General features: G+C 40.7%; 22 protein-coding genes. 18 read left to right on the forward strand and 4 right to left on the reverse strand.

The genetic code is table 11. The features are described 5' to 3' along the window. Positions 1-152: 152 nt before the first annotated feature. On the reverse strand, positions 153-1,196 hold the full coding sequence (locus ACM2FC_RS05120; RefSeq protein ID WP_498479786.1) for a Gfo/Idh/MocA family oxidoreductase: 1,044 nt from the start codon (positions 1,194-1,196) through the stop codon (positions 153-155). A 128-nt stretch (positions 1,197-1,324) separates the two neighbouring features. Here ACM2FC_RS05120 and ACM2FC_RS05125 point away from each other — a divergent pair, with 128 nt between their 5' ends. From ACM2FC_RS05125 to ACM2FC_RS05135, 3 genes are all read left to right on the forward strand, one after another. Next, positions 1,325-1,621: a DUF6559 family protein gene (locus tag ACM2FC_RS05125; RefSeq protein WP_498479787.1), complete on the forward strand. Its 297-nt coding sequence runs from the start codon at positions 1,325-1,327 to the stop codon at positions 1,619-1,621. 200 nt (positions 1,622-1,821) lie between these two features. Continuing rightward, positions 1,822-2,106 (forward strand): GNAT family N-acetyltransferase, encoded by a 285-nt coding sequence (locus tag ACM2FC_RS05130; RefSeq protein ID WP_498479788.1) that lies wholly within the window; start codon positions 1,822-1,824, stop codon positions 2,104-2,106. Next, a complete protein-coding gene (locus ACM2FC_RS05135) occupies positions 2,081-2,881 on the forward strand; it encodes a PhzF family phenazine biosynthesis protein (RefSeq protein ID WP_498479789.1) in 801 nt (266 codons plus the stop codon). The genes ACM2FC_RS05130 and ACM2FC_RS05135 overlap by 26 nt, the downstream gene beginning before the upstream one ends. Before the next feature lie 22 nt (positions 2,882-2,903). On the opposite strand, the gene ACM2FC_RS05140 is transcribed toward ACM2FC_RS05135, so the two are convergent. Next, positions 2,904-5,015: an FUSC family membrane protein gene (locus ACM2FC_RS05140; protein ID WP_498479790.1), complete on the reverse strand. Its 2,112-nt coding sequence runs from the start codon at positions 5,013-5,015 to the stop codon at positions 2,904-2,906. A gap of 625 nt (positions 5,016-5,640) precedes the next feature. Here ACM2FC_RS05140 and ACM2FC_RS05145 point away from each other — a divergent pair. The 7 genes from ACM2FC_RS05145 (at position 5,641) to ACM2FC_RS05175 (ending at position 16,156) form a co-directional block, all read left to right on the forward strand. Beyond that, positions 5,641-7,050, forward strand: a complete 1,410-nt coding sequence (locus ACM2FC_RS05145; RefSeq protein WP_498479791.1) for an efflux RND transporter periplasmic adaptor subunit — start codon at positions 5,641-5,643, stop codon at positions 7,048-7,050. Continuing rightward, entirely contained in the window at positions 7,037-10,123 is a 3,087-nt protein-coding gene (locus tag ACM2FC_RS05150) for an efflux RND transporter permease subunit (RefSeq protein WP_498479792.1), read from the forward strand. The genes ACM2FC_RS05145 and ACM2FC_RS05150 overlap by 14 nt, the downstream gene beginning before the upstream one ends. Before the next feature lie 196 nt (positions 10,124-10,319). Further along, on the forward strand, positions 10,320-11,276 hold the full coding sequence (locus ACM2FC_RS05155; protein WP_498479793.1) for a LysR family transcriptional regulator: 957 nt from the start codon (positions 10,320-10,322) through the stop codon (positions 11,274-11,276). Positions 11,277-11,490: 214 nt separating this feature from the next. Next, the gene (locus ACM2FC_RS05160) at positions 11,491-12,861 is read left to right on the forward strand and encodes a glutamine synthetase family protein (RefSeq protein ID WP_498479794.1); all 1,371 of its coding nucleotides are present in this window, start codon (positions 11,491-11,493) and stop codon (positions 12,859-12,861) included. Between the two features lie 10 nt (positions 12,862-12,871). Next, entirely contained in the window at positions 12,872-14,263 is a 1,392-nt protein-coding gene (locus ACM2FC_RS05165) for an aldehyde dehydrogenase family protein (protein ID WP_498479795.1), read from the forward strand. A 28-nt stretch (positions 14,264-14,291) separates the two neighbouring features. Continuing rightward, positions 14,292-15,452 carry an iron-containing alcohol dehydrogenase gene (locus ACM2FC_RS05170; RefSeq protein WP_498479796.1) on the forward strand — a complete coding sequence of 387 codons (1,161 nt, stop codon included), beginning with the start codon at positions 14,292-14,294 and terminating at the stop codon, positions 15,450-15,452. Then, a complete protein-coding gene (locus ACM2FC_RS05175; protein ID WP_498479797.1) occupies positions 15,449-16,156 on the forward strand; it encodes a glutamine amidotransferase-related protein in 708 nt (235 codons plus the stop codon). Before ACM2FC_RS05170 ends, ACM2FC_RS05175 begins: the two co-directional genes overlap by 4 nt. Positions 16,157-16,473: 317 nt before the next feature. On the opposite strand, the gene ACM2FC_RS05180 is transcribed toward ACM2FC_RS05175, so the two are convergent. After that, the gene (locus ACM2FC_RS05180; protein ID WP_498479798.1) at positions 16,474-16,875 is read right to left on the reverse strand and encodes a YgiW/YdeI family stress tolerance OB fold protein; all 402 of its coding nucleotides are present in this window, start codon (positions 16,873-16,875) and stop codon (positions 16,474-16,476) included. Positions 16,876-17,198: 323 nt separating this feature from the next. On the opposite strand from ACM2FC_RS05180, the gene ACM2FC_RS05185 reads away from it, so the two are divergent. Both ACM2FC_RS05185 and ACM2FC_RS05190 read left to right on the forward strand, forming a co-directional pair. Next, a complete protein-coding gene (locus ACM2FC_RS05185; RefSeq protein ID WP_498479799.1) occupies positions 17,199-17,960 on the forward strand; it encodes a class I SAM-dependent methyltransferase in 762 nt (253 codons plus the stop codon). 59 nt (positions 17,961-18,019) lie between these two features. Next, a complete protein-coding gene (locus ACM2FC_RS05190; protein WP_498479800.1) occupies positions 18,020-18,796 on the forward strand; it encodes a methyltransferase domain-containing protein in 777 nt (258 codons plus the stop codon). A 190-nt stretch (positions 18,797-18,986) separates the two neighbouring features. On the opposite strand, the gene ACM2FC_RS05195 is transcribed toward ACM2FC_RS05190, so the two are convergent. Further along, positions 18,987-21,317 carry an FdhF/YdeP family oxidoreductase gene (locus tag ACM2FC_RS05195; RefSeq protein ID WP_498479801.1) on the reverse strand — a complete coding sequence of 777 codons (2,331 nt, stop codon included), beginning with the start codon at positions 21,315-21,317 and terminating at the stop codon, positions 18,987-18,989. 396 nt (positions 21,318-21,713) lie between these two features. Here ACM2FC_RS05195 and ACM2FC_RS05200 point away from each other — a divergent pair, with 396 nt between their 5' ends. From ACM2FC_RS05200 to ACM2FC_RS05225, 6 genes are read left to right on the forward strand one after another with little or no spacing between them, the layout of a single operon-like run. Then, positions 21,714-22,301, forward strand: a complete 588-nt coding sequence (locus tag ACM2FC_RS05200) for a DedA family protein (RefSeq protein ID WP_498479802.1) — start codon at positions 21,714-21,716, stop codon at positions 22,299-22,301. Beyond that, a complete protein-coding gene (locus tag ACM2FC_RS05205) occupies positions 22,298-23,431 on the forward strand; it encodes a D-alanine--D-alanine ligase (RefSeq protein WP_498479803.1) in 1,134 nt (377 codons plus the stop codon). Before ACM2FC_RS05200 ends, ACM2FC_RS05205 begins: the two co-directional genes overlap by 4 nt. 39 nt (positions 23,432-23,470) lie before the next feature. Then, positions 23,471-24,025 (forward strand): DinB family protein, encoded by a 555-nt coding sequence (locus tag ACM2FC_RS05210; protein WP_498479804.1) that lies wholly within the window; start codon positions 23,471-23,473, stop codon positions 24,023-24,025. Between the two features lie 2 nt (positions 24,026-24,027). After that, entirely contained in the window at positions 24,028-24,777 is a 750-nt protein-coding gene (locus tag ACM2FC_RS05215) for an NRDE family protein (protein ID WP_498479805.1), read from the forward strand. A 17-nt stretch (positions 24,778-24,794) separates the two neighbouring features. After that, a complete protein-coding gene (locus ACM2FC_RS05220) occupies positions 24,795-25,232 on the forward strand; it encodes a YHS domain-containing (seleno)protein (RefSeq protein WP_498479806.1) in 438 nt (145 codons plus the stop codon). Between the two features lie 9 nt (positions 25,233-25,241). Beyond that, a complete protein-coding gene (locus tag ACM2FC_RS05225; RefSeq protein WP_498479807.1) occupies positions 25,242-25,691 on the forward strand; it encodes a hypothetical protein in 450 nt (149 codons plus the stop codon).

The raw sequence follows: 25,691 nt of genomic DNA on the forward strand, positions 1-25,691 counted from the left end.
TCGTGCTGATTCTGTCCAGTTAGTTAAACTTACGAGTTGGTTAGTTTTTCTAACGAAAAGTTAGGTGGGAGGGGAAATATAGGGATGAGGTAGTTTATAGCAAATAACACGAATTTTTTCAATCTTATTCATTTTATGTATGGCTTTTAAAGCTAAAAAGTCAATTTTTTATATGTTGATTTGTTAGCAATGGTTTCTAATAGGTGGATCACAGATAAAGTTTGCTCTCTTGTTACAGGTTCAGCTGCGTCACCATTGAGCCAATCTTTAAAATCAATATAAAATTGAGTGTAGTATTTATTTATTGGCTTTATTCGCTCTGTCTTATTTGTAAAATAAATCTTAAATAAACGATCTTCAGTTTCATTAGCGAAATTTTTGTTGTTTGGGTAAATGCCTTTTTTTAGATATCTTTCTTGCTGATCGATATCGAACTTAACCGCAGTCGCATTTAATGCGTTGATAATCCAACGCGGTGGGTCGTTCACGATGAGTTGTGAATGACGAATACGAATACGGGTATTGCCATAGATGAATTTTAGATCGTAGTAATCTTCAGGGTGTGTGTCGTCCATTCCTTTGCCATCACCGAGTAGATAGTTTACTTGGTTACACACATCAGAAATAACTTGGTCGGGTTGACCAAATAAGGCAACGATTTGGTCAATGAAATGTACAGCATGGCCAAAAACACTACCATCCACACGGCTACCTCGAACAAGTGCTTTATCTGGTCGAAAATGTGTGTGATTCGACTCTATTTCAAGCAAAGGGCCAATTTCCGGAGTATTTAAAATTTCTTTTACAGTCAGAAAGTCGCTGTCGTAACGCCGATTCTGATAGGGCGTAATTTTGAGGTTTTTCTCTGCGGCCAAATCATATAACTCGGTTGCTTGCGAAAGGGAGTTGCAAAATGGTTTCTCTACAATAACGTGTTTGCCAGCGAGCAAGGCTAATTTTGCATACTCAAAGTGAGAGTGTGCCGGCGTCGTGACACATATGATGTCGGCATCACTTGTGAGTAAGCTATCTATATCATCAAAGCGTTTAATGTCTTTATACTTTGGGTAGGGCATTTCGAATGTAAGCCCATTACGGTTGTAGTAGCCAATAACATCAAATTCATCACAATGGTCAATAAATGGCAGGTGATAACGATGAGCGCTTTTTCCAAAACCAATGAATGCAATTTTCATGAACTTTCCTTACAATACTTTCGAACCCATCTATTTGGTGTCACAATACTATCAGATGGCTGCGCTTAAACTTGGTTTAGAGAGCGAAATTGTAAGGCTAGTCAAAGGAATAAAAATCAGGGGATTAGATGGACCTTAAACAAAAAATAACCCAATGGTATCTCGAGCGAAAAACTAAGCAAATTGCATCAAAGTTAACACCTTGGCTTAAAATTAACGGTGAAAAGTCGGTGTATAGTAAACAAGATGTTGATTACGCTTTAGAGCGCACAAAAATCAAAGATAAATATAAAGAACTCGCGTACGCAATATTCTGTAGTGACGATCGTCGTTCAGTGTCGCTTCGCCAGCTTGGCTTAAAAAGATACCTTTCAAAAAAATCCAGTCGACCTAAAAGGTTTGGTCACTTTCCTACAAACTCATAAACTACATGGGACATAAGTTCTTCTTCGTGACCGTTAAAGGTAGTGATGTCGGCGAGATATTTGAGATCGTCAAGCTCGCCACTTACTCTCAGATATCGCTAGCCTTTGGCTGGGATGAGCAATTTCAACGAGAAAGGTTTAATTCAAGTTATCAAGTCGAATGGTTTTATTGGGTATATTGAGGCTCAACAAAAGTAGGATTGATTTGTTATAAATACTCAGCCCGTACCTTGCATCTACATTACCTCATCGTATTTCCTAAGTTTCAAAATAAAGGATTCGGAAAGGCGATTGTTACTCAGATTCACCTTTATGCAGCGAAGCTTGGGTGTGACAATGTCACTCTAAGTTGTTTCAAACAGGACAATATAGCCGTTTCATTTTATAAGCGATTGGAATATAAGATAGTATCTGAAGATTCTCACTTTTTTAGCTTGTACCGCACATTGGAGAGTTCAAATGAAGATAAAGATATATCAAGTTGATTCGTTTACGAGTGAACCTTTTAAAGGTAATCCTGCCGGAGTATGCATTTTGGATGAACCTATGGAAAGAGCTTTGATGTTGTCGATTGCCGATGAAATGGCTGTCTCCCAAACTGCGTTTTTGTGTTTGAAGGACTATAACCTGAGATGGTTTACTCCCAAAGTCGAAGTCGAGTTGTGCGGGCATGGCACGTTGGCGGTTGTTCATATTTTGAAAGAATCAGGATTGGTCGAGGTGGGACAAACGGTTACATTCAACACCCTCTCTGGTGAGTTGAAGGCTTTGATAGGTGAACACAATTTTGAAATGGATTTCCCAACTCCAGACTTAGACTATAACCCTCAGTTTGATTCTCAACTTCTTAAGCACTTAGGTGTTCGCGACAGCGACGTAAAATGTATCGCTAGCTTTGATTCAAAGTTTGTTATCGAAGTCCAAAATGAGGCCATAGTTTCATCTTTGTCACCCAATTATAGTGGGTTATTAGGCTGTGAGGGGAGAGGTATTGCAGTGACGGCGAAAAGTGATGCAACAGAGTTGGATTACGTAACACGTTACTTCGCGCCATGGGTTGGAATTGACGAAGATCCTGTGACAGGGTCTGCACATTGTGGTTTAGCCGTTTACTGGCAGAAGCAGTTTGAAAAGAATAGGCTTAGTGCATACCAAGCTTCAAAGCGAGGGGGGCACATGCAGTTAGAAGTCTTACCTAATTGTCGGGTTAAACTTATAGGAACTGCAGTGACAACCTTGGATGCAACGATGACGTATTGAAATGAGTTGCTCCGATGTTCCACTAGGACCGACGATACCGTGAATTGATAGTCTTCAATTGGTCAAAAACTTGTCCTAGCATTTGCATAATGACAATAAACTGATGAGCTACCTGCTTTTGTTTCGGCTCGCATAGTCTCATTTTGTCCATAAATGAGGCTTCTACTAATGGAGCAGGCCATGACAAATCCTTACCTTCTAAGAGTTGATAACAGGACTGAAATACAACGTCCTTTATTCGCTCAAATTCACCTATCAGCTCTTCTGGTAAAACGGTCTCTTGCTTGGCTAACACGGATAGATTCGTTGCTTGATTTAACAGGGTATGAGTGCTTTGACGCACTGATTTGACTAGCTCCAAGTATTCTTCACTATGTAGTGGTTCACGTAATGCTTGTTGATACCTATTGATTAATTCATGCTGGCTTTGGTAAGCAGCAACACGAACAGCGTCAACTTGGTCGCTATTAGTGTTGTGTTTTATGGAATAACTTTCCAATAGAGTGGTAAATAAGTGATCAAAACTGGAAAGAGTTATCTTAATTTGTTGGCCAATTCGATTGGTACTCCATTGTGGCCAAAGAATTATATTTGCTACGAGCGCGATAGAGCATGCGATGAGTGTATCCCATAGCCGTGGGACAATAGCGCTAATTCCAGAGTGCGCGAGCATCTGAAATTCTAATATGACAAATATAGTAATACCAATCACGGCGATGGAATAGTTACTTTTAATGAAGCAAAATAATCCTGGTACGACTATGACTAACATTAGAAGCATTACCCATTCTTCTGGGGACAATGACAGAATGATGTAAGCGGCGACAAGTCCGACGACTGTCCCAGTGACTCGGCTTAATGCTTTCGCACGAGTTGATACGTAGTCGCTTTGCATGACGATAGAGATTGTCATGAGTATCCAATAGCTATTGTCTAAATTAAGTAATTTTCCGATACCATAGCCAATTGCCATGCAAAGGGTATAACGGGCTGCATGCCGAAGAACTGTTGACTGCCAAGAGAGGCTTGCTTTCAATTTATCTTGCCAACGGTTTTGAGGTGTTTTAGGTATGTCATGGTGGTGGTGCGGTTTAAGACTGGCCAATCTAGTGGTAAGTTTTGTAAAGTGCTCATTTGCAAGCTGTACCAATTCACAATGAGGGGTAGGAGTGAGAAAAAATTGCACTCGCAACTCTAAAATTAGTTTACTATCAATGACATGCTTAGGAGTGCGATGGTTAATTGTCGCTTCTCCAATTTCTCTTAATTGGGTTGCGTACGAACTCATTAAAGACGCAAATATCGGTTTTACTTTATTGTCATGAAATATTGGATAAAGCTTTTGCGGAGCGTGGGTTGTGGAGCTAAATAACTCATGTAGTTCTTTGCCTAAAAAATATAACTCGCGTAGTTGAACGAGTTCATCTTTGACTGGACTTTTGATTGATTTTACGAGCTTTTCACCTTCTAAAATGAGAGTTGTAAGTGTTTGTTGCAATGGCAATAATTCTCGATTATCAAAAGGCTTACTTGTCATTAGTTTAGACTTTAACTCAACATACTTCGCAAGGTTCAAATAGTACGCAGCTAAGTTTTCTCTAAGTCCTCTATAGGGCCATATACTTATCCAAGTACGTGACACTATTAAATGAAGGGTTGAGCCCAGCAAGTAGAGTAGCGGTGTTTGCCAAAGACCATGTTGCAAATCATTTTGATGCGTCAGTATAACGAGTAAAAGGCTTGCAACGCCAAGCCTTGATGCGCTAATGCCAAACGCAGAATACATAGCGAAAACAAAAGTAAAAAAGCTGATCACTAAAAGGTATGGTGTATTTAACTGAAATAAGATTAAAAGCAGTAATGTCGTGGCAAAAAAGTGAAGTGTATGTGTGACAGCTACAAACAAAAAGTTTTGCCTCGGTTCATCTGCACCGCTAATGAGGGAAGCAAACATACCCAATGCTGCTGTGAGCCCAAGCGCACTGTGGCCAATCAATAAGCTGCCAAATAGAAGTATTAGCAGTGACAATCCGGATTTAAAGCCGTAATTCAAGTTTGGCTTATTAAGTAGGGTAAGTCTATGAAATAAATGAGTAAATTTTTGAAAAGCTGTTGGGTTAGTATAACCGGACATTCACACACCTTAAGAAAGCATTACTGGATAAAAGCAGTGGGTATACAGGTAGCTTATACTCAATTCTCATATCGAGATACCCCAATATGTGATCGTTCGATATCTCGCTTACTCTTAGCTACAAGGGATTGTGCAGTATTGAAAGCGGAACGAACGACGTGAGGTGCATATGGATCTGAATAAACCAAATATGCTGCTGGGTAAGATTACGCAATTGATTTAATAGAGAATTTTCGTCTAAAAATTATTGCCTGTCTAGATAGGTATAATAGAAATACAGTATGGAATTCCGCTTTGGTTATAAATCTTCATTTATGTATAACAAATAGATATTAATAGGGAAATATAAGTATGTTATTGGTCTGTTTTTAGAGCTTTCGAAGCATATACCTGTTTAATTTTTGTTTTTTAGAGTAATGCCACTAACCTTATGATTAAGATGACAAGATTGATTTATTAGAGTCAAATAAGATTGAAAAAATATCATTTTTAAGACAACTTAATCTGTATATGGATAAAAAATGTCTGATTGAGAGGAAATATACATAGATCTGACAATATACTAACGCTTGCTAGCTTTATATGACTACTATAGCGTCTAGAATTGCCCTAGTAGAGTGTTGTCATGAATTTTAAACTTAAAGCTTTGTTGGTTATCTTGGGAATACCTTTCCTAATTGCTCCTGCCTCTTGGGCGCAAGAACCGCAAAAAACAGCGATACCAATAAAGGTTCAAATTGTTGCAAACCGAGAATTTACCGATCAGCTGCAAGAAGTAGGAAAAATTATTCCTGTAGATTCAACGGCTCTAACATTTAGTGCATCAGACAAGCTAAAAACAAAATGTTTTAAAGATGGCGCCTACGTGAAAAAAGGCGATTTGATTGCAGAGCTCGATAATACACAAGCAAAAGGTGAGCTAGATAAAGCAGAAACTCAGTATGCGATAGATCAGTCGAAACTCACTCGTATGCTCGCTCTTGTTAAGAAGCAACCTGATTCTATTTCCAAGCAAGATATTGAAAATCAGAAGCTGCAAACCAACCTCGCTAAAGTGAACGTTGAGCAGAAAAAAGCGGATATGCAAAACTATCAGTTAATCGCACCTTTTGACGGTCGTCTTACTAGCTTCAACTACTCTATAGGCAGTCGCTTGGATAGCTCAGATGTCGTAGTTTCAATCATCAAAGCCGATCCGGTTCAAGTTAACTATTCAATTGGCCAAAAAGAACTGGGTGAAGCAAAACTCAATCAGAAAGTGACCGTTCAAGTTGATGCGTTTAAAAACAAAACATTTACCGGATACGTAAATTATATTGCGCCCCAAGTTGATAATCAGTCAGGTCGGATAGAAGTTCATGCAAGCATTAAAAATGAACATAAGTTATTAGTGCCGGGTATGTTTGCCAACGTGACACAATATTCTTCAGAGAAAGTAACGTATCCAATTGTTTCTCAAAATGCAGTTGTTGTTAATGGGGACCAACGTTATGTGTGGGTGTACACCGGGACTGGCGTTAAGCAGCAACCAGTGACATTGGGTGAAAACACCAATGACGGATACGTGATTATAAAGAAAGGGTTAAGTATCGGTGATAAAGTTGTAGTAGCAGGGCAACAAAATCTAAAAATTGGCTCTTTAGTGAAAGTGCAAGGTGTTGTTAAATATGACCACCCAAGCCAAGAAACAAGTATTGCGACTGAAAAAGAAACAAGTCCAGCTGTCAAACCTAGTGTCGCAGCCGCTGAGCAAACTCCTTTGGTGAATACTCCTCCAACCAAAGCGCCAAGTGAGGCAAGCGTTCCGAAGGTGAGTAGCACAGCTCAACCCGATAAGACTCAAGCACCAAAAGCTAAACAAGATTCAACTAGTAAGATAAAAGACGCTAAAGTTCAGCCTCCAGTAGACAAGAAACCTTCAGAGAAGGTGACGAAACCAGTAACGGAAACTGATCATAAAGCCAAAGTAGAAAACAAAAAAACGAAGCAGGTTGTTGCTAAAGCAAAAAAGGAAGTAAAGAATGAAGCTGCCTGAGGTATGCATTAAGCATCCAGTTTTTGCTAGCGTAATTAGTATTGCCATTGTACTGCTAGGGGCTTTGGCTATACAAAATCTACCAATTCAATATTTCCCAGATCATCGTGCTCCTAATGCTACTGTGACAGCCAATATTCAAGGTGCAAGCGCAGAGTTTATGTCCGATAACGTGGCGAATAAGTTGATTTCTGCTGCAACTGGGCTTAGCTCTGTTAAGAGTATGAACACGGATTGTAAAGAAGGGTCGTGTACTCTACAGGTTTACTTTGACGACAATGTATCTGATGTAGAATATGCGAGTCTGATGAACAACTTGCGTAGTAAAATCGCGTCAATTACCGACTTTCCTGCCAGTATGATCGACAAACCCGTGGTAACGGATGATTCCTCTCAAAAGTCATTGCCAAGTAACATTATTACCTTTGTTGCTAAAGGGGATATAACTAAGCAGCAAATGTACGATTTTATCAGCCAGCAATTAATCCCACAGTTTAGACATATCCAAGGAGTCGGAGCTGTATGGGGACCATATGGTGGTAGTAGTAAGTCGGTTCGAGTTTGGCTGGAACCCGATAAAATGGCGGCGTTAGGGATCAGTGCAACGGATGTAGTCAGCACGTTAAGTAAATATAACGCGACATTTACCGCTGGAACGATTAAAGGCCAAGCACGCGACTTTTCAATTAACCCAGTCAACCCTGTCAATAGTGTCGCTGGTGTAAGAAACCTAGTGATTCGCGACGATAATGGCAAGATTGTACGTGTTGGTGATGTTGCGAATGTCGTAATGGGTGAGTCCAGCTTGACTCCCTCTATATTAAGGGTGAACGGCAAGCTAGGTATGTCAATTCAGACACTACCATTAAAAAGTGCTAATCCAGTAGTTGTTGCTGAGCGCGTTAAAAAAGCAATGGCTAAAATGAATGTGCCCGATACCATTCAAATGAAAATGGTGTACAACCAATCAAACTTCATTAAAGCCTCTATCGATGAAGGGTTTAAAACTTTAATTGAAGCCATCGTTTTGGTTTCAGCGGTGGTTGTGCTGTTTTTGGGTTCGTTCCGTGTAGCGGCTATTCCTCTGATTACGATACCTGTCTGTGTCGTTGGTGTATTTGCTGTTATGGCTGCGTTGGGCTTTACCATCAACGTGTTGACAATCTTAGCGATTATATTGGCGATAGGGCTGGTGGTTGATGATGCCATAGTCGTGGTTGAAAACTGCTATCGTCATATAGAGCAAGGACAAAAGCCTCTGCACGCAGCAATTCAGGGTAGCAGAGAAATTGTGTTTCCTGTTATAGCAATGACATTGACTTTGGCCGCAGTGTTTTTCCCAATTGGCTTGATGTCGGGACTCACTGCTGACTTGTTCCACCAATTTGCCTTTACACTTGCTGCTGCGGTCATTATTTCTGGTTTTGTTGCATTAACACTTTCACCGATGATGAGTGCTCACATGCTGAAACCGACCGAAAAAGCGCCAAAATGGTTTGAGTGGGTCGAAGAGAAGCTAGAAACACTAACACACAAATATGTGCACTTTTTAAAGCTGGCATTTGAGAAAAAGCTTTGGTTGCTCGGTATTGCAGTGATGCTTATTTTAATTTCAGCAATTGCGGTATGGTTTATGCCAAAAGTGCTGTTGCCGACTGAAGACACAGGTTTTATCGATGTATCTGCGACACCTCCGACAGGTGTTGGTCGAGCGTACAATCTTCACAACGATGCGCAACTCAATAGCATCTTTAAAGGTGACCCAGCTATAGAAGCTAACTTAGCCTATATTCAGGGCTCTCCTCTAAACCAGGTAATTTTAAAACCTTGGGATGAGCGCGGCCAAAATATAGAACAAGTGATAAAACGTTTGATGGCTAAGGCAAGCTCGACAGTGTCCGCCTACGGAGTGTCAATGTCTGTTCGTTCGGCTGATAATTTGAACTTGCCAAGTGGCTTAGTTCTCGAGTTAACAACGACAAACAACAACCTCAGCTCGCTAGGGAACACTGCACAAAAAGTTGTTAAAGCGTTGAACAACTACCCGGGTGTCGCAAATGTGAAGAACTCAATGCGTAGGGATATATTGCGATACAACTTGTCTATCGATCAAAATGCGGTCGTAATGTCTGGGGTAGATTACGCGGATGTGACCAGCGCATTGTCCACTTTCTTAGGCTCTAATCAAGCAGCGTATATTAAGATGAAAGATGGCTATACCTATCCCATTCGCGTTCAGGTAAACCAAAAAGATCTAGGTGACTTCAACGTACTAAATAAACTGTATGTCATGTCCAAATCGGGGCAGCAGCTACCATTGTCTCAATTTGTCACGATTAAGCAGGTGACCGCTGAATCACACATTAAGACATTCATGGGACTAGATTCAGCAGAAATTACTGCAGACCTACTGCCAGGTTACACTGCTAGCGACGTACAAAGCTTTGTGAATGGACATGTACCTGAACTCCTAGAGAAAGGTCAGTCATATCAGTTCAACGGCGTAGTGAAGGAATTACAAGACTCCTCTAAAGGTATGCAATTGCTATTTGGCATGGCGCTAGTGTTTATTTTCTTAATATTAGCGGCGCAGTTTGAAAGCTTTGTCGATCCACTGATCATTTTGCTGACCGTTCCACTGTGTCTTGTTGGTGCAATTCTTACGTTGAATCTATTTGGGCAAAGCTTAAATATCTACTCCAAGATTGGCTTGCTAACTTTGGTTGGCCTAGTCACCAAACACGGGATATTGTTGGTGGAATTTGCCAATAAGCAACAATTAAAAGAGGGCTTAACTGCACTCGAAGCCGCAATTGCAAGTGCCAAGTCGAGGTTACGACCAATATTGATGACGTCTCTGACAATGATTATTGGGTCATTACCACTCGCCTTGGCTGTTGGTCCTGGTTCAGTGGGCCGAATCAATATCGGGTTGGTGCTAGTCGGTGGATTAATATTGGGTACATTGTTCTCATTATTCTTGGTTCCCGTTGCTTATGTAGCAATGGCTAAGCTACGAGAGCAGGACATTATTGTTCAGCTTAAACAAATTCGAAAACTTAAAAAGCAGTAATGTAGCAATAGCTTTAAAATAATCGACTTGAGATAACTAGCCGCCTGAAAATAAGGCGGCTTTTTTATTGGCAATCTTAGTAATTAACCACAGTTAGAATTATAAAGTAGAGTAACTACTTGACTGATATGTTTTGGCATGCGTAAATCATAGGGAACAATATTAATAATACTTCGCACAAGAGAGATAAGGATTTGTGAAAGAATTAGGATTTGATTTAAAAACGTTAGAGGTGTTCATTGTTACGGCTCAAACAGGCAACATGACGATGGCAGCTAAACAGCTTGGTCTTACTCAGTCTTCTGTTTCTCAAACTCTTGCAAATCTAGAGAGGAATCTTGACGCGCAGTTGTTAGATAGAAGTGTGCGCCCTGCAGGGCTAACAATCGCAGGCCGATATGTTTACGAACAAGCAATCAATTTGATTGAAAAAGCGAAAAGTGTTCGTCAGGTTGTGCTACAAGATAACTTTGAAAAAATACACTCTTTAAGAGTTGCAATGGTTGATTCTTTAGCGAGTCACCTTTCTACACCGTTGGTAAAGTTAATTAAGCATCATTCAGAAAGCTGGACAATCAGCACCGAGCTTTCTCAGTTAGCGAGAGAGTCTCTGATTCAGCGGAACGTAGATATAGTTATATCTGATGAATCTTCTGAGCATCATGAGTATTTAACAAAGTTCCCCATTGTAAAAGAACCATTTTTAGTTGTTTTACCAAGAACATATGAAGGTAAGAATTTAACACTAGAACAGGTAAGCGAAGAGCTTGACCTTATTCGTTATGCTGATGACTCATTTTTAGGGCGTACAGTAGAAAGCTACGTAAATCGTAACAACCTCAATGTACCAGAAAAAGTGAAACTCGATAACACTCATGCGGTATTATCGTGCGTCAGTGCTGGGCTAGGCTGGACGATTACTACACCGTTATGCTTACTGCAAAATGGCATTCCACGCTCTGAACTGACATGTTTGGCATTGCCCGAACATGAAGGTCTATATCGAGAGCTATCTTTGTATAGCCGTCAAAATGAGCTCGACAATCTACCTTTGTGTATGAGCCAAAATAGTCAACAGATTATTCGCGATAAGTTTATGCCCAAGTTAGAAAAAGAACTTCCTTGGTTGTCGGAACAAGTACAGATAGGTTAGTGCCGCAGCCACCGACGTTACAATGAACACAGATGGAGCCTAGAGGCTCCATTTTTTGTCCTTTGTACACATACAATGTTTTTATCATCCTCTTCATTTTAAGACCTTTCATTGAAGCTCACATTTATCCGAATTCGAAGAGTCTAATCGGCTGATTCTCATCTACCTTTGTTATGTGATCTACCAAAAAACGCATCTCCATAATTGAGGGGTAATGATGAACGCAAAGGACGTAAAAACAGCTAGTGATGCACTCGCTATTATCAAGGAGAGAGGTCTATCCCACGTTAAGGTAGGCTTGTTTGATAACGATGGCGTAATGCGTGGCAAATATATGTCTAGAGCCAAGTTTGAATCTTCATTATCAAATGGTTTTTCATTTTGTGATGTCGTTTTAGGTTGGGATATCAATGATCAACTCTACGACAATACCCAGTTTACTGGTTGGCATACAGGTTACCCAGATGCACAAGTGAGGATCTTGCCAGACTCTTGTCGGGAGATCTATGCAGAAAAGAATATGCTAATTTTTCTGGCTGAGTTTAGTGGTGCAGCAGAATCTGTTTGTCCAAGAGCTGTCCTTCGCCGAGTCTTAACTCGAGCGAAGAGCTTAGGCTTTAATGTCTCAGCAGCATTGGAGTATGAGTTTTTTCTATTCAATGAAACTCCGCATAGTGCGCGAGAAAAAGGCTTTCGAAATTTAAAACCTTTTACTCCAGACTGGTTTGGCTATTCGGTAATACGAAATAGTGTTCATTCTGATTTGTACGAATCGATGCTGGAAATGGCTGAAACGATGGACTTTCCCATTGAAGGGATTCATACCGAAACTGGTGCTGGGGTCTTAGAAGCAGCCATTGGTGTTGATGAGGCCTTAAGTGCAGCAGACAAAGCTGCGCTATTTAAGACATTTACTAAAGTGTGGGCTCAAAAACACGAACTGCTCGCGACGTTCATGGCTAAATGGTCTGGGAAGTATCCGGGTCAAAGTGGCCACATACATATCTCATTGCAAGATGATAAGGGCAAGTCACTATTTTTTGATAAAAGTCAGCAACATGGTATGAGCCTTATTCAGCGGCAGTTTCTTGCTGGTCAACAGCAACTTATGCCAGAGTTTCTGTGTTTGATTGCGCCAACAATCAATAGTTATACGCGAATGGTTCCCGGGTTTTGGGCACCAACGTCTGCGACTTGGGGAGTGGAAAATAGGACAACGGCACTGCGTGTTATTCCAGGCAATAGTAAATCACAAAGAATTGAATATCGTTTAGCTGCTTCTGACGCTAATCCTTATCTCGCCTTAGCTGCCGCAATAGCTTCAGGGCTTTATGGCGTCATCAGCAAATTAGAGCCAAGCGCTGCAATTTCTGGGAATGCTTATGATCAGACTCATGATTCAATATATCAATTGCCGAGCACACTATGGGAAGCAGCGCAACGTTTTCGCATGTCGAAAGTGGCTTGCGAAATGTTTGGTGAAGATTTCGTTAACCACTTTGCGGCTAGCCGAGAATGGGAAGAAAGGGAGTTCCGAAAGCATGTTACTGACTGGGAAATGGAGCGTTATTTTGAAATTATTTAAGGGATACTAAATGGCCATCTATCAAAAAACGATTTCTCCAATCAATAATAGTGAATATGTCTTACGAGAACTGTCTACTGAGGCACATATTCGTTCGAGCTTATCCATGTCCCAATCGACACAACGAATTTGGTCCCAGATGCCACTTCGAGAGCGCCAACAGATTTGCTCGAAAGCGCTTGAGTGGTTCCAGATTAATCAGGAAAAGTTAGGCATAGAATTATGTTGGCAGATTGGCCGCCCGATTCAATACGCAAAAAATGAAATTTGCGGCGTAATTGAACGGGGGGAGTATATGATCGAAGCCAGTGAAAGCGCACTGTCAACAACTACTGTACCTGAAAAAAAAGGCTTTACTCGTTTCATGGAACGAGAGCCGGTTGGGGTTGTCTTTGTTGTTGCCCCTTGGAACTATCCCTATCTCACCGCTATCAATGCAGTTATTCCAGCATTGTTGTCTGGTAACAGCGTCATTATTAAACATTCAGCGCAGACACCGTTATGTTCTGAGCGTTTAGTTGAAGCATTTCAGCAAGCGGGGCTACCTGAAGGTGTATTGCAATACCTTCACTTAAGTCACTCAATGGCTGAAAGTTTAGTTCGTTCGGGTGAAGTTAATCATGTCGCTTTTACTGGCTCAGTAAAAACAGGTAGAGCAATGGAGCAGTTTGCAGCAGGACAGTTTATTGGCCTTGGACTTGAATTAGGTGGTAAAGATCCAGCCTATGTACGAGAAGATGCAAACCTAGATTCTGCTGTAGAGACAATAGTGGATGGCGCTTTTTTTAATTCTGGGCAGTCATGTTGTGCCATTGAGAGAGTTTATGTTCACCATTCTGTTTACGATAGATTCGTCGATAAAGCGGTGAGGTTGGCAAATGCTTTAAAGCTAGGTGATCCTACTGATGAATCGACGACATTGGGACCAGTCGTAAATGTTGAAGCGGCTAACTTTATACGAAGTCAAATTCAAGATGCTAAAGCTATGGGAGCAGTGTCGCACATAGACACCGCGCAATTTGAGTTGGATACGGGTAATAGTGCTTATTTGGCTCCACAAATCTTGACAAATGTTAATCACTCGATGCGCCTGATGACGCAAGAATCGTTTGGGCCTGTAGTTGGAGTCATGGAAGTGTCCAGCGATGAAGAAGCCGTTATGTTAATGAATGACAGCGACTATGGGCTTTCATCTTCCATATTCACCTCGGACATTGAACGTGGTACGGAGTTAGGGCGAAAAATTCAGACTGGTACTTTTTTTATCAATCGATGTGATTACTTAGACCCAGCTTTAGCTTGGACGGGTGTTAAGCATTCTGGAAGAGGGCACACGCTATCCAAATTTGGCTTTGATGCATTTACTCGACTCAAGTCCTTTCACATTAAACATCCAAGCTGATTCGCGTTAAAGTTAGAGAGAGGAAAGTATGTCTGATTTTACTTACTGGAATTATCCTACTTCTATTACAGTCGGAGCGGGTTGCTTGAACTCTTTGGGAGATGAATGCAGAGCGTTAGGTATATCAAATGCTTTAATTGTCACTGATCCCGGCATTACCAACTTTCCTATGGTGGATGCAGCGATTAGGCTTTGTAATCAAAACCACGTAAGTTGTAAATTATTTAGCCAGTTTGAGGCCAACCCAACAGGAAATGATGTGGCTGCTGGGGTAAAGCAATATCACCTCGGTCGGTATGATGGCGTCATCGCTTTGGGTGGTGGTTCAAGTATTGATGTTGCAAAAGCTATTGCGTTTATGTCCGGACAAAGTGAACCATTATGGGCGTTTGAAGATTTTAATAATAACTGGAAGCAAGCGAAACTTTCGGGTATCTCACCGATTATCGCTATCCCAACCACAGCAGGGACGGGCTCGGAAGTAGGGAGAGCATCGGTTATTACGGATACCGACAAGAAAATAAAGCGAGTAATTTTTCATCCCAAAATGCTTCCCAAAAAAGTGTTATTGGATCCTGAGTTAACCTTGGATCTTCCCCCTCACTTAACCGCGGCAACAGGCATGGATGCTCTGTCACATAGTTTGGAAGCCTACTGTAGCCCTGCTTTTCATCCCATGGCTGATGGTATCGCGATGCAAGCGATAAAAATGGTATACGATAATTTAACGGTTGCTTTCGCAGATGGCACAAATTTGAGCGCTAGAGGACAAATGCAAATAGCATCATGTATGGGAGCGACCGCATTTCAAAAAGGCTTGGGAGCAATGCATGCACTCGCTCATACGCTTGGTGCTCTGTACAATAAGCACCACGGGCTATTGAACGCAATTTTAATGCCTTATGTGCTGATTGCGAACAGGAGTGTAATCGAAGGGAAAATGGAAACTCTTGCTCGGTATTTGAATATAGAGGAGCCGAGCTTTGAAAAATTTGTTGAGTGGGTTCTAGAGCTGAGGAACGTTGTGTCGATACCTGAAACTCTAGCAGAGATTGATGTTGGCACTGAGCAGATAGAATTGGTGGGCAAGATGGCAGAAAAAGACCCTAGTGCAGCCGGTAATCCTATTCAATTCAGTGCTAATCAATATAGCGAGATTTTTCGAAAAGCAGTAAACGGTGAGTTATGAAAGTAGGCGTATTTCTATGTGGAGAAGTTGCACCTGAGTTATTTGAGCAGCATGGACGCTATGCAGAAATGTTTGAATCACTGTTTGTAAACTACAAAAAGGAGATCACGTTAAAATTTTTTGACGCTTTATCGAGAGAGATCCCTGAGAAAGTTGATGATTGTGACGGGTACATCATCTCTGGTTCTAAATACAGCGTGTATGACAGAGAGCTCTGGATCGATGACCTTCGAGAGTTTGTCATTAAGCTTTATCGTCAGCATAAAACTACTGTTGGAATTTGTTTTGGTCATCAACTTATAGCACAGGCACTTGGTGGGAAAGTGATCAAATCGCCTAAGGGTTGGGGAGTCGGCGTGTCAATTCAGAATATTGTTACCTCACCACGTTGGTTGACTATAAGAAATGATAAAACGCTCTCTTTGCTTGTTAGTCACCAAGATCAAGTGGTGATGTTACCTGAAAACGGTAAAGTGATTGCATCAAATGAATTTTGTCCCAATGCTATCATCTCGATTGGAGATAATTTCTTAGGTATTCAAGGGCATCCAGAATTTAATAAATCTTTCTCCAAGAGTTTAATGCAACATAGACGTGACAGTATTGGTGAAATAGCGTACGAAAAAGGGCTACACTCACTTTCATTAGCAATAGATAAGGATGAGATTACTCAATCTATTGTGACTTTCCTAACGCAAAAGTGATGATAGTTTACATTGAGCTTAGGTGTTATAGGCTAATTTCATATGTATATTCAATCGTTTTAATAATGTTTTTGGGTGTAGATATAACGTCCGTGAAATCTTAGGTTTATAACTTTGAAACTTTATATATATAAGAGAAAATAACGCCGTCTGAGCTTGTTTAGGAATCCAGTAACCTAACGATAGTTGTTGGCTTAAGGCTGGGGTGTGTAGTAGCCCCCAAGAAAAAACCTCCTATGGAAAGGAGGTTTTTTTCAAACAGCTAAGATTATCTCAATCTCCGCTATTTTCTGTTCACTTAATTAGCGATATTGACCTTAGTAAACCGTTGCCGCTTTTTTGGCATTAGCGGTTTTGTCTGCCAGCATCACTTGTTTTACGTCGATGGTGCGAGATGTCCAATCTTTGTCTACTTCACCTTTCAATACTACTTTCGTTTCAGGTGTTGCATTGACGCCGCCCCATTTATCATTGTCTATATCAACTTGGATGGTGCCAGTATTGTCTTTAAACATGTAATTTTCATCACCTAGGGATTGGGTGATATAACCTGTTAGTTGGACAGCGGCATCGTCACTAGCGCCTTGAGCTGCTTTGGCAGTGGTAATAACAGTATCCGCTGACGGACCAGTGAAACCTCCTCCTTGATTATTGTTTTGTGCTGCCATTGCCGATGTTGAAGCGATTGCGATTGCAGATAGTAATAATAGCTTTTTCATCATTTGTTCCTCTGTTATTTGCTTATTTCATACTACGAGAGAAACTATAAACAAATGCAAATTAACCCAACATGAATATTTTGTTTATAAATGAATTAATTTTTACTCGATTAATATATATGCAGTTCCTTCTTTTCAGTCCGATTAAATATTTATTATAATTATTAATAAGTAATATTTTAAATCTATAAACTATACCTTTGATGTATAAGCAAATTATTTGATTTATTGAAAGGTTGGATTAACGGTGTTCATTTGTCTTGAACTCATATAATATCTTTTCTGCGCAAGTTGACTGTTGAGTTATGGTACGGGAGAACAGAATGAGTGATTCAAAACAAAGGTTTTCTTCTAGAGTGGAAGATTACGAAAAATATCGACCTAGTTACCCAGAAGCACTATTAAAAAAAATATTTGAATACGTAGATATACCTCAGAGTCTTACAATCGCAGACATTGGTTCCGGTACCGGCATTTTTACAAAGCTTTTATTGGACCATGGGGCGAATGTGACCGCAATTGAGCCTAATGATTCAATGAGGCTTGCAGCAGAGCAGAAACTTGCCAATCGTAGTAAATTTGTCAGCCTAAATGGTTCCGCAGAAAGCACGGGGCTTTCAGACAACTCGGTAGATATGATCACTGCCGCGCAAGCTTTTCATTGGTTTAACAATGCGGAAACAAAAGCTGAATTTGCCCGAGTTTTAAACCACAATGGTTGGCTTGCTCTCATATGGAATGACAGGAAATATGGTCAAGGTTGTCAGGCCGCGTATGAGGATGTGCTCAAAAAGTATGCGACGGACTACAGCCAAGTCAATCATCAAAATTTGTCTGAGCAACAAATCTCGTCTTTTTTTGCTAATCGCAAGATGGATATTTATTCCTTTATTAATGTGCAAGAGTTCGATTTTGATGGCGTGCTAGGGCGCCTTCGTTCGTGTTCATATTGCCCCGATGAATCTTCCCAAGATTACAAATTGGCCGTTGAAGAGATAAAGAAAGCATTTGATAAGTATGAAGAAAATGGCATGGTTCGTTTTGAATACGATTGCAGGCTTTATATTGGGAAAATACAACCTTAGTTGATAGAGCCCAGTTGATACAATTAATATAATAAGTGTTTTTGAGTAGAGTTAGCTTAATGAGTATAGATAGCTTATTAGAAGAATATTCTGAGGATTATTGCAGTTGCTTGGAACTTGCTTATGGCAAAGGAATGATGTCAGAAGGAGGCAATGAAGCTATCGATGTTATATTTGAGGGCATCGATATCGCGCACAAGCACTGCCTTGAAATTGGCTCAGGGCTAGGTGGAACGGCCTACCATTTGGCCAGACAACATAGAGCAAATGTTACAGGATTAGAAATCAACCAAAGAATGACCGAGCAGGCGATAGCGAATACGCCGGATGAGTTGGCGAAAAGGTTGAATTTTGTTACTCATCAAGAAGATAACTTACCATTTGAATCAGATTCATTTGATGTGGTGTATAGCAAAGGTGTGCTAGCACATGTTTGTGACAAAAAAACAATGTTTGATGAAATCTTTCGAGTACTAAAGTCGGGAGGGTACTTGCTTATCAATGATTGGTTAAGTGCTGACGATCAGTGGGGGCCGCTAATGCAGCGCTTCTGTGATGTTGATGATCTGACTGTGTTTCCGGTAACAGTTGATGCTTATCAAGCACTGTTTGCTGATTCAGGCTTTAATTTATTGAGATGTGTTTCTCAAGATGAAGAGTATACGCGATACAACATTGATATTGTAGAAAGGTTAAAAACAGAGCCTGTGAAATCTCAATTCATCAGTCAGTTTGGCGATGAAGAGTTTCAAAACCATGTTGAAGCGTTTTCTTTAACCGCTCAAGCTATTCATAATGGTGAGTTAAAAGTCTACCGTTTCCAATGTAGGAAATAGTAGCTGTTGAGCAAATGGCTTTTCACTTCCCTGTAAGTCCTTTTAGTTGTACAAAATACGGGTCTTAAAAACGCAACTCGAAAAGCCGAGCTTTATTATATGATATTTGATGAGTATGAAAAGTGAAGTTTTTGAGAAATTATTGGCTGGAAGTGAAATTAGGGAGCCGCAGGCTCCCAACTTTATGCAACTAATTATTATCGCTTTCTTGTACTTCCACCTTGATAGATGAATCATCTTTGATGACTTCGACTGCGATGGACTTTGACGTTGGCGTCCAGCTCATATCACCATAACTATCAAGTGGTACTAAAGGGTTTGTTTCTGGATAGTAAGCAGCGATGTTGCCCGGTGGAATATCGTATTCAACAATCGTAAAGCCTGACACTTCTCTCACCTCGTCATCGTGCCATACCGTGCGCATTGAAACTATGTCTTCTTGTTTCAAGCCTAGTGAGTCGATATCTGATTTACTCATTAGCAACACTTTGCGCAGTCCATATATACCACGATATCTATCATCCATACCGTACACAGTAGTATTGTACTGATCATGCGTGCGGGTAGTTTGCAGCACGAAAACATCAGACTGCTTTTCTTCCTTTACGATACCTGGAATAACAGAGTCGGGTAGTGCATGAGTGAATAGCTGGGCTTTACACTCAAAAGTGTTCCATTTCCTCTGTGCTGCAGAGTTGCCCAAATAAAAGCCACCAGGTTGCTGGATTTTCTCGTTAAAGTTTTCGAATCCAGGGATGGTGCTTTCAATGAGATCGCGTATTTTTCCGTAATCGGCAACAAGCTCATCCCAATCCACAGGAGTGTTGCCTATCGTTGTTTGTGCGATACCAGCGATTATGGCGACCTCTGATTTCATGTCCCCAGTGTCGCTATCAACGACCCCTGCAGAAGAGTGAACCATACTAAAAGAATCTTCTACCGTAACCTTCTGTGGTCCAGTCTTCTGTATGTCGATGTCAGTTCGGCCTAGACAAGGCAATATTAATGCTTTTTTACCTGTTATAAGGTGGCTACGATTTAGCTTAGTTGCGATATGCACCGTTAGGTTGCATTGACTCAGTGCTTTTTCAGTAAGTTCAGTATCCGGTGTCGCTGCGGAAAAATTACCACCAAGACCAATAAACACTTTGCTTGTTCCTTGATTCATTGCTTGAATGGCTTGGACAACATTATGGCCTTCGTGCATTGGTGGCTTAAAACCAAAGTTCTCTTCAACTTTTTCCAAAAGGGCTGATGATGGCTTTTCATGTATGCCCATCGTGCGATCGCCTTGAACATTACTATGCCCTCGAACTGGGCAGAGGCCAGCACCAAGTTTACCGATTTGTCCACGGAGTAACTGCAAGTTCACAATCTCTTGAATTGTCTGTACAGAATGTTTGTGTTGCGTAATCCCCATCGCCCAAGTGCAGATGACCTTGTCGGAGTTTAAATGCATTTTAGCAGCGTCTTCTAACTGCGAACGTGATAACCCAGATTGTGCTTCGATTTTATCCCAACTGGTTAAGTCTACTTGTTGCAAATATTCTTCAACACCTTGGCAGTGTTGTTCGATAAATTGTTGGTCAAATATACCTAATTCACCTTGCTCGATATTTGAACGGTGTCGCTCAAGCATAAACTTGACCATTCCTCGTACAGCAGCCATATCGCCACCGAGTTTAGGTGTAAGGTAGAGACTACTTATTGGTGTCGATCCTCGTTTGAGCATCTCTACTTTATTTTGCGGGTTAGAAAAACGCTCTAGACCTCTTTCTTTAAGGGTATTAAAGCTGGCGATACTTGCTCCTCGCTTAGATGCCTTGTAAAGGGTATCCATCATACGAGGGTGGTTGGTCGCAGGATTTTGGCCAAAAATAAAGATGGCGTCAGCATTCTCAAAGTCTTCCAATGTCACGGTGCCTTTGCCAACACCTATCGCTTGGTTAAGAGCTACACCACTCGCTTCGTGACACATGTTCGAGCAATCAGGGAAATTGTTGGTACCAAACTTACGTACAAATAATTGATAGATAAATGCAGCTTCGTTGCTTGCTCTTCCAGAAGTGTAGAACTCAGCTTGATCTGGGCTCTCGAGCGCGTTTAACTCACTCGCTATTAATTCAAAAGCGGCTTCCCATGAGATTGGTTTGTATCGGTCGCTATCGACGTCATAAGCCATTGGTTCACTTAAGCGGCCTTGGTATTCTAAAAAGTAACCATCTTGTTTTTTTAGCCAACTAACTGGGTGCTGTTGAAAAAAATCAGCAGCAACGCGCTTTTTCGTCGCTTCCCAGTTCACTGCTTTCGCACCATTTTCACAAAATTTGAAGTGAGAATGTTGTAGTTCGTCTCCCCATGCACACCCAGGGCAGTCAAATCCAATATTTTGGTTTGTTTTTAGTAAGTTGCGAATGTTTTTCGCTACATTTTCGCTTTTCATTAGATGACGTGCCGTACTTGCAAGAGCACCCCAACCACCAGCAGCGTGTTGATATTTTTGAATTTTTTTCTTTGCCATGATTTTCACTTTTTGGATCTAACTTTGAGCCAAGCGCCTTTGGTTCGTTTGATGATACTGTTCAACTTTTAAAAATGTAACTATTTGAAATAAAGTTGAATAAAGTATTGTATAGCGTAATCACTTAAAGAGTTCTTTCGCTAATGATGGATGTTTTCCACAACCATACTGTATTTTACGCTCTAAAATCATTATTTTCATTAGGGTTAATAACCCAAAATTACATTGAACATTAAGTGTGTTAGTACGTATCTCATTGTCAAGTAAGCTATTTATGTTTATTTTTACTGAGTTGTGCAATTTTTCTTAACGGCTCTCGGTCAAATACAATGCTGACCAATGAAATACTAGCAAGCTCAAGTTGGATAATTGTTGAGATAAAGCAAAGGAGATTTTGTGTCATTAGTTAACCAGGTACATGAATATTTAACCTCGACACCGCATTCTTGGTATTTGCTTGCGGCTGGGGTCATATTCTTGTCCTATTTGTTAGAAGACTTGGCCATTATTACCGCTGCTACGTTGGCGGCTCAAGGGTTGATGAGTACACCAGTGGCTCTGGTTGCAATTTTTATCGGGATAGCAAGTGGAGACTTAGCTCTCTATTACCTAGGAAAATATTGCCAACATTTTAGAGGACTCAAGTATCGAGCCTTAACAAATCAATATTTTAGAGTATTAAGGAAGAAGTTTAAGCAAAATGCTTTTTTGAATATATTCATTATTCGATTTGTGCCTGGGCTAAGAAGCGTTGGCTTTACGTTGAGCGGCTTTTTTTCTATCCCACTTGGTACGTTTTGTGTCGCGGTCATTTTCGCAACGTCACTTTGGACTTTGCTTGTATTCTCAACTATTTATTACTTAGGTATGACCTCATGGGTTCATTCGTCACAGTACCATTGGATGATTATTCCAATTGCACTTGTCGTCTTGTTTGTTGTTAACCGTGTCGTCAATAAGTCATTCACAAGAGGGTATTCATGAAATCGAGAGAGTTTGTTCAGTGTATCGAACAAGGAAGAGTCAATGCTGGAATGCCTTTAATTGAGTTTGACTCAGAGAAAAGAATTTCGCCGTATGAGTTTTTGCCGAGCTGGTTTTTTTATACTCCGGTTGTTTTCCAAAGCCTTTTTCAGGGCTTCAGGTACGTAGACTGGAGGTTACCTCTAATTGCAAATCCTAGTATTCACTTAAGTGGAATGGTGGGAGAGTCAAAACACGATATTTTAAGTTTGGCAGGTAAAAATGCTCAAAAATGGATTTCACCGTTTATCACTTTGACTAAAACAGATGAAGCGTATACGAAGCAGTATGAAAGAGCTATCGCGAATTTAGCGAATGCTGGCATTCACTTTCCTATCGTCGCCAAACCAGACTTAGGATGCAGAGGAGCAGGGGTTAAGTTAATTAATGACGGCCTAGCTTTAGAAAATTATATTCGTACGTTTCCCTGTAATGCACGCTTCTTGCTTCAGGAAAAAGCACCATACCAAGCCGAAGCAGGAGTGTTCTACGTGAGATATCCTGGAGAAGAAAAAGGTAAGATTATCTCAATGACGTTAAAGTACGCACCTATTGTTACTGGGGATGGCAACCTGACACTGGAGCAGCTCATTGATTCTTGTCCTAGAGCTGGGAAGCTACAACATTTGTATAAGCCCAAACATGACGAAGTATTGGGGCAGGTAATTGAAAAAGATAAAGAGTTTCAGTTGACCTTTTCGGGAAGCCATTGTCGAGGATCGATTTTTCGTAATGGCAATCAGTTTATTACTGACAAACTAACTCAGCAGCTAGATCAGATTTTTGATGATATCGAGGGTTTTCACTACGGGCGCCTCGATATTAAATTTGAAGATATCAATAAGTTTATGAATGGCGAAGCCTTCACAATTTTAGAGATAAATGGAGCCAGCAGTGAAGCTGCACATATTTGGGATAGTAGCACTCCGTTACGAGACATCTTTTCAACGCTTTTGACCCAATATCGAATTCTATATGACATTGGCGCCAAACAGAAGAAAAGAGGTCATCGGGTCCCGTCAATGACCAGCTTATTTAGGGCTTGGAAAGAAGAGAAAACGCTAACAGCACAATACCCAAGCACAGATTAGTTCATCAATTTAGATAGAAATGTTTTTGCAAGGATACCTATGTTTGTTACATCAAATAAAGTTTTAGAAGATATAAGAGAACAGCATTCGCCTTCCAATGCAGTGAAAGGGTGCATTGAGACTTTAGAGCAAGGCTTTATGTTTTTGAATACCTTGTTAGATAAAGATTATACCGTTATCGCAGAGCCTCATTTTTCTAGTTCAATTGGCCAACACTTTAGGCATCTGTTGGATATCTTTCACTCTTTGTATAAGTCTCGCCAGATTATTGATTACAACCAACGTAGGCGTGGGCATGAAGTTGAACACAATAAGAAGACAGCAATGGCTGAGCTACAAATGATTATTCAGTGGCTTCAGGAGCTAAAAGACGAAGAGCTTTTGGAACCTGTCACAATTCTTACTGAAGTTTCGGTTTCTCACACCGAGTCTAGCGCTATGTCTTCTACGCTTGTTCGTGAGATTACTTTCGCAGCTTTACATGCCACTCATCACTACGCTATGGCGAAAGTAATAACTGAAATGCTCGGCAATTCAGCAAATGCAGAATTTGGTGTCGCGCCAGCGACAGCGACTTTTATTCGGGAACAATAATTATGTGCTCTGTATCTTGGCTAACTACAGAAGAAGGCTATCAGGTTCTTTTCAACAGAGATGAACAGAAATCTCGAGCAATTGCCTTACCACCTCAACAACAAAAAATTGATGGCGTTGATGTTCTCATGCCCATAGATCCCGTGGGTGGCGGGAGTTGGATAAGCATGAATGAATACGGCATGTCGTTGTGCATATTAAATAATTACCAAGGTAAGGTGCCAAAAGGGGCGCTGATTAGTCGCGGCCAGTTGTTGAAACAATTGTCGGTATACCAGTCGGTGGCAGAGGTGTCACAAGCGTTTAAAAATATTGAGTTAACCTCGTTTGCCCCGTTTACTCTCTTGGCCTTTGATCCTAACTTAACGAAGGATAGCCTAGATGTTATTGCGTTTGCTTGGGATGGGAAAGATAGCAATATATTTCCAACAGACTCCCCTCTATTTTCATCAAAGGTCGATCCTGAAGGTGTGCAATCTTATAGACAAATGATTTATCAGCGCTTAACAAATAAAGAAAAAAGCTTAAGCTCATTAATTCATTTTCACTCCCACCATCACCCAGAGTGTTCTCATATGTCTACCTGCATGAGCAGGGATGACGCTAAAACCGTCAGTTTTACTTTTTTATCAGTGTCAGCAGCTAGCAAATCTATGGCTTATATTCCGGGTTCTCCTTGTCAAAATCTGACGGAAGAATCATTGATTAAGCAAAGTTATCAGATAGCTCCATCGGAGTTTTTTGTATCGTAATTTGTAGGAGGCAAGTTATGAAAAAGTTGTTCGCCATTTTATTGTTCGCGGTGAGTTTTTCCACTTTCGCACAGGATGAAATATATACTGGTTTTTTTAGCAACAAAGCGTTAAGTGGTTACGATACGGTTGCCTACTTTGTTGAAGGGAAACCAGTTAAGGGAAATTCAGACTATGTCACTGAATACAAAGAAGCAACTTGGTATTTTTCTTCTAAAGAAAACTTAGATAAGTTCCTAGCAAACCCTGAGAAGTATGCACCACAATACGGCGGCTATTGTGCTTGGGCAGTGTCAGCAAAAAATGATTTTGCATCAGGTGATCCGCTTCAGTGGTCAATAGTCGATGGAAAGTTGTATATCAATTACAACAAGGAAATTAAAGAGCGTTGGGAGCAAGATACCGCTCTTCACATTCGTCAGGCAGATGAAAATTGGCCGAAGTTAATCAACTAGGGATACGGTATGAAATTTATTGCGAGTAAACATCTTCCATCGGCTTTTATAGCATTTGTTTTCATTCAATCGCTCTTTTTTAAGTTTACTGGATCTTATGAAACCAACTACATTTTTGGCACTCTGGGAGACTGGTCAGGATTAGATTGGTTTGGTAGTGTAGGTGGATATGCTATTGGTACCATAGAGCTAATTGCCGCGATATTGCTGTTTACTCGTTTTCATGGGTTTGGAGCGATTCTTAGTGTCGGTGTGATGACTGGTGCAATCTATTTCCATTTGTTTACACCGCTTGGTGTAGTGATGCCTGAATTTAATGCACAAGGCCAAATTGTCGGAAACGACGGCGGCTTGTTATTCGGCATGGCCTGTATTGTTTGGCTTTGTGGGGTTTATTTAACAGTGAGAGACATAAAACAAGGCGGAGCCTTGGGACAGTTAGTCAACAGAGCGGAGTAG

This window comes from Vibrio sp. A37 (assembly GCF_059777565.1).

What these genes read in the sequence shown, in the direction of transcription:
- ACM2FC_RS05120 (WP_498479786.1), bottom strand. Translation starts at nt 1,196, where the DNA reads ATGAAAATTGCATTCATTGGTTTTGGAAAAAGCGCTCATCGTTATCAC.
- ACM2FC_RS05125 (WP_498479787.1), top strand. Translation starts at nt 1,325, where the DNA reads ATGGACCTTAAACAAAAAATAACCCAATGGTATCTCGAGCGAAAAACT.
- ACM2FC_RS05135 (WP_498479789.1), top strand. Translation starts at nt 2,081, where the DNA reads ATGAAGATAAAGATATATCAAGTTGATTCGTTTACGAGTGAACCTTTT.
- ACM2FC_RS05140 (WP_498479790.1), bottom strand. Translation starts at nt 5,015, where the DNA reads ATGTCCGGTTATACTAACCCAACAGCTTTTCAAAAATTTACTCATTTA.
- ACM2FC_RS05145 (WP_498479791.1), top strand. Translation starts at nt 5,641, where the DNA reads ATGAATTTTAAACTTAAAGCTTTGTTGGTTATCTTGGGAATACCTTTC.
- ACM2FC_RS05150 (WP_498479792.1), top strand. Translation starts at nt 7,037, where the DNA reads ATGAAGCTGCCTGAGGTATGCATTAAGCATCCAGTTTTTGCTAGCGTA.
- ACM2FC_RS05160 (WP_498479794.1), top strand. Translation starts at nt 11,491, where the DNA reads ATGATGAACGCAAAGGACGTAAAAACAGCTAGTGATGCACTCGCTATT.
- ACM2FC_RS05165 (WP_498479795.1), top strand. Translation starts at nt 12,872, where the DNA reads ATGGCCATCTATCAAAAAACGATTTCTCCAATCAATAATAGTGAATAT.
- ACM2FC_RS05170 (WP_498479796.1), top strand. Translation starts at nt 14,292, where the DNA reads ATGTCTGATTTTACTTACTGGAATTATCCTACTTCTATTACAGTCGGA.
- ACM2FC_RS05175 (WP_498479797.1), top strand. Translation starts at nt 15,449, where the DNA reads ATGAAAGTAGGCGTATTTCTATGTGGAGAAGTTGCACCTGAGTTATTT.
- ACM2FC_RS05180 (WP_498479798.1), bottom strand. Translation starts at nt 16,875, where the DNA reads ATGAAAAAGCTATTATTACTATCTGCAATCGCAATCGCTTCAACATCG.
- ACM2FC_RS05185 (WP_498479799.1), top strand. Translation starts at nt 17,199, where the DNA reads ATGAGTGATTCAAAACAAAGGTTTTCTTCTAGAGTGGAAGATTACGAA.
- ACM2FC_RS05190 (WP_498479800.1), top strand. Translation starts at nt 18,020, where the DNA reads ATGAGTATAGATAGCTTATTAGAAGAATATTCTGAGGATTATTGCAGT.
- ACM2FC_RS05195 (WP_498479801.1), bottom strand. Translation starts at nt 21,317, where the DNA reads ATGGCAAAGAAAAAAATTCAAAAATATCAACACGCTGCTGGTGGTTGG.
- ACM2FC_RS05205 (WP_498479803.1), top strand. Translation starts at nt 22,298, where the DNA reads ATGAAATCGAGAGAGTTTGTTCAGTGTATCGAACAAGGAAGAGTCAAT.
- ACM2FC_RS05210 (WP_498479804.1), top strand. Translation starts at nt 23,471, where the DNA reads ATGTTTGTTACATCAAATAAAGTTTTAGAAGATATAAGAGAACAGCAT.
- ACM2FC_RS05215 (WP_498479805.1), top strand. Translation starts at nt 24,028, where the DNA reads ATGTGCTCTGTATCTTGGCTAACTACAGAAGAAGGCTATCAGGTTCTT.
- ACM2FC_RS05220 (WP_498479806.1), top strand. Translation starts at nt 24,795, where the DNA reads ATGAAAAAGTTGTTCGCCATTTTATTGTTCGCGGTGAGTTTTTCCACT.
- ACM2FC_RS05225 (WP_498479807.1), top strand. Translation starts at nt 25,242, where the DNA reads ATGAAATTTATTGCGAGTAAACATCTTCCATCGGCTTTTATAGCATTT.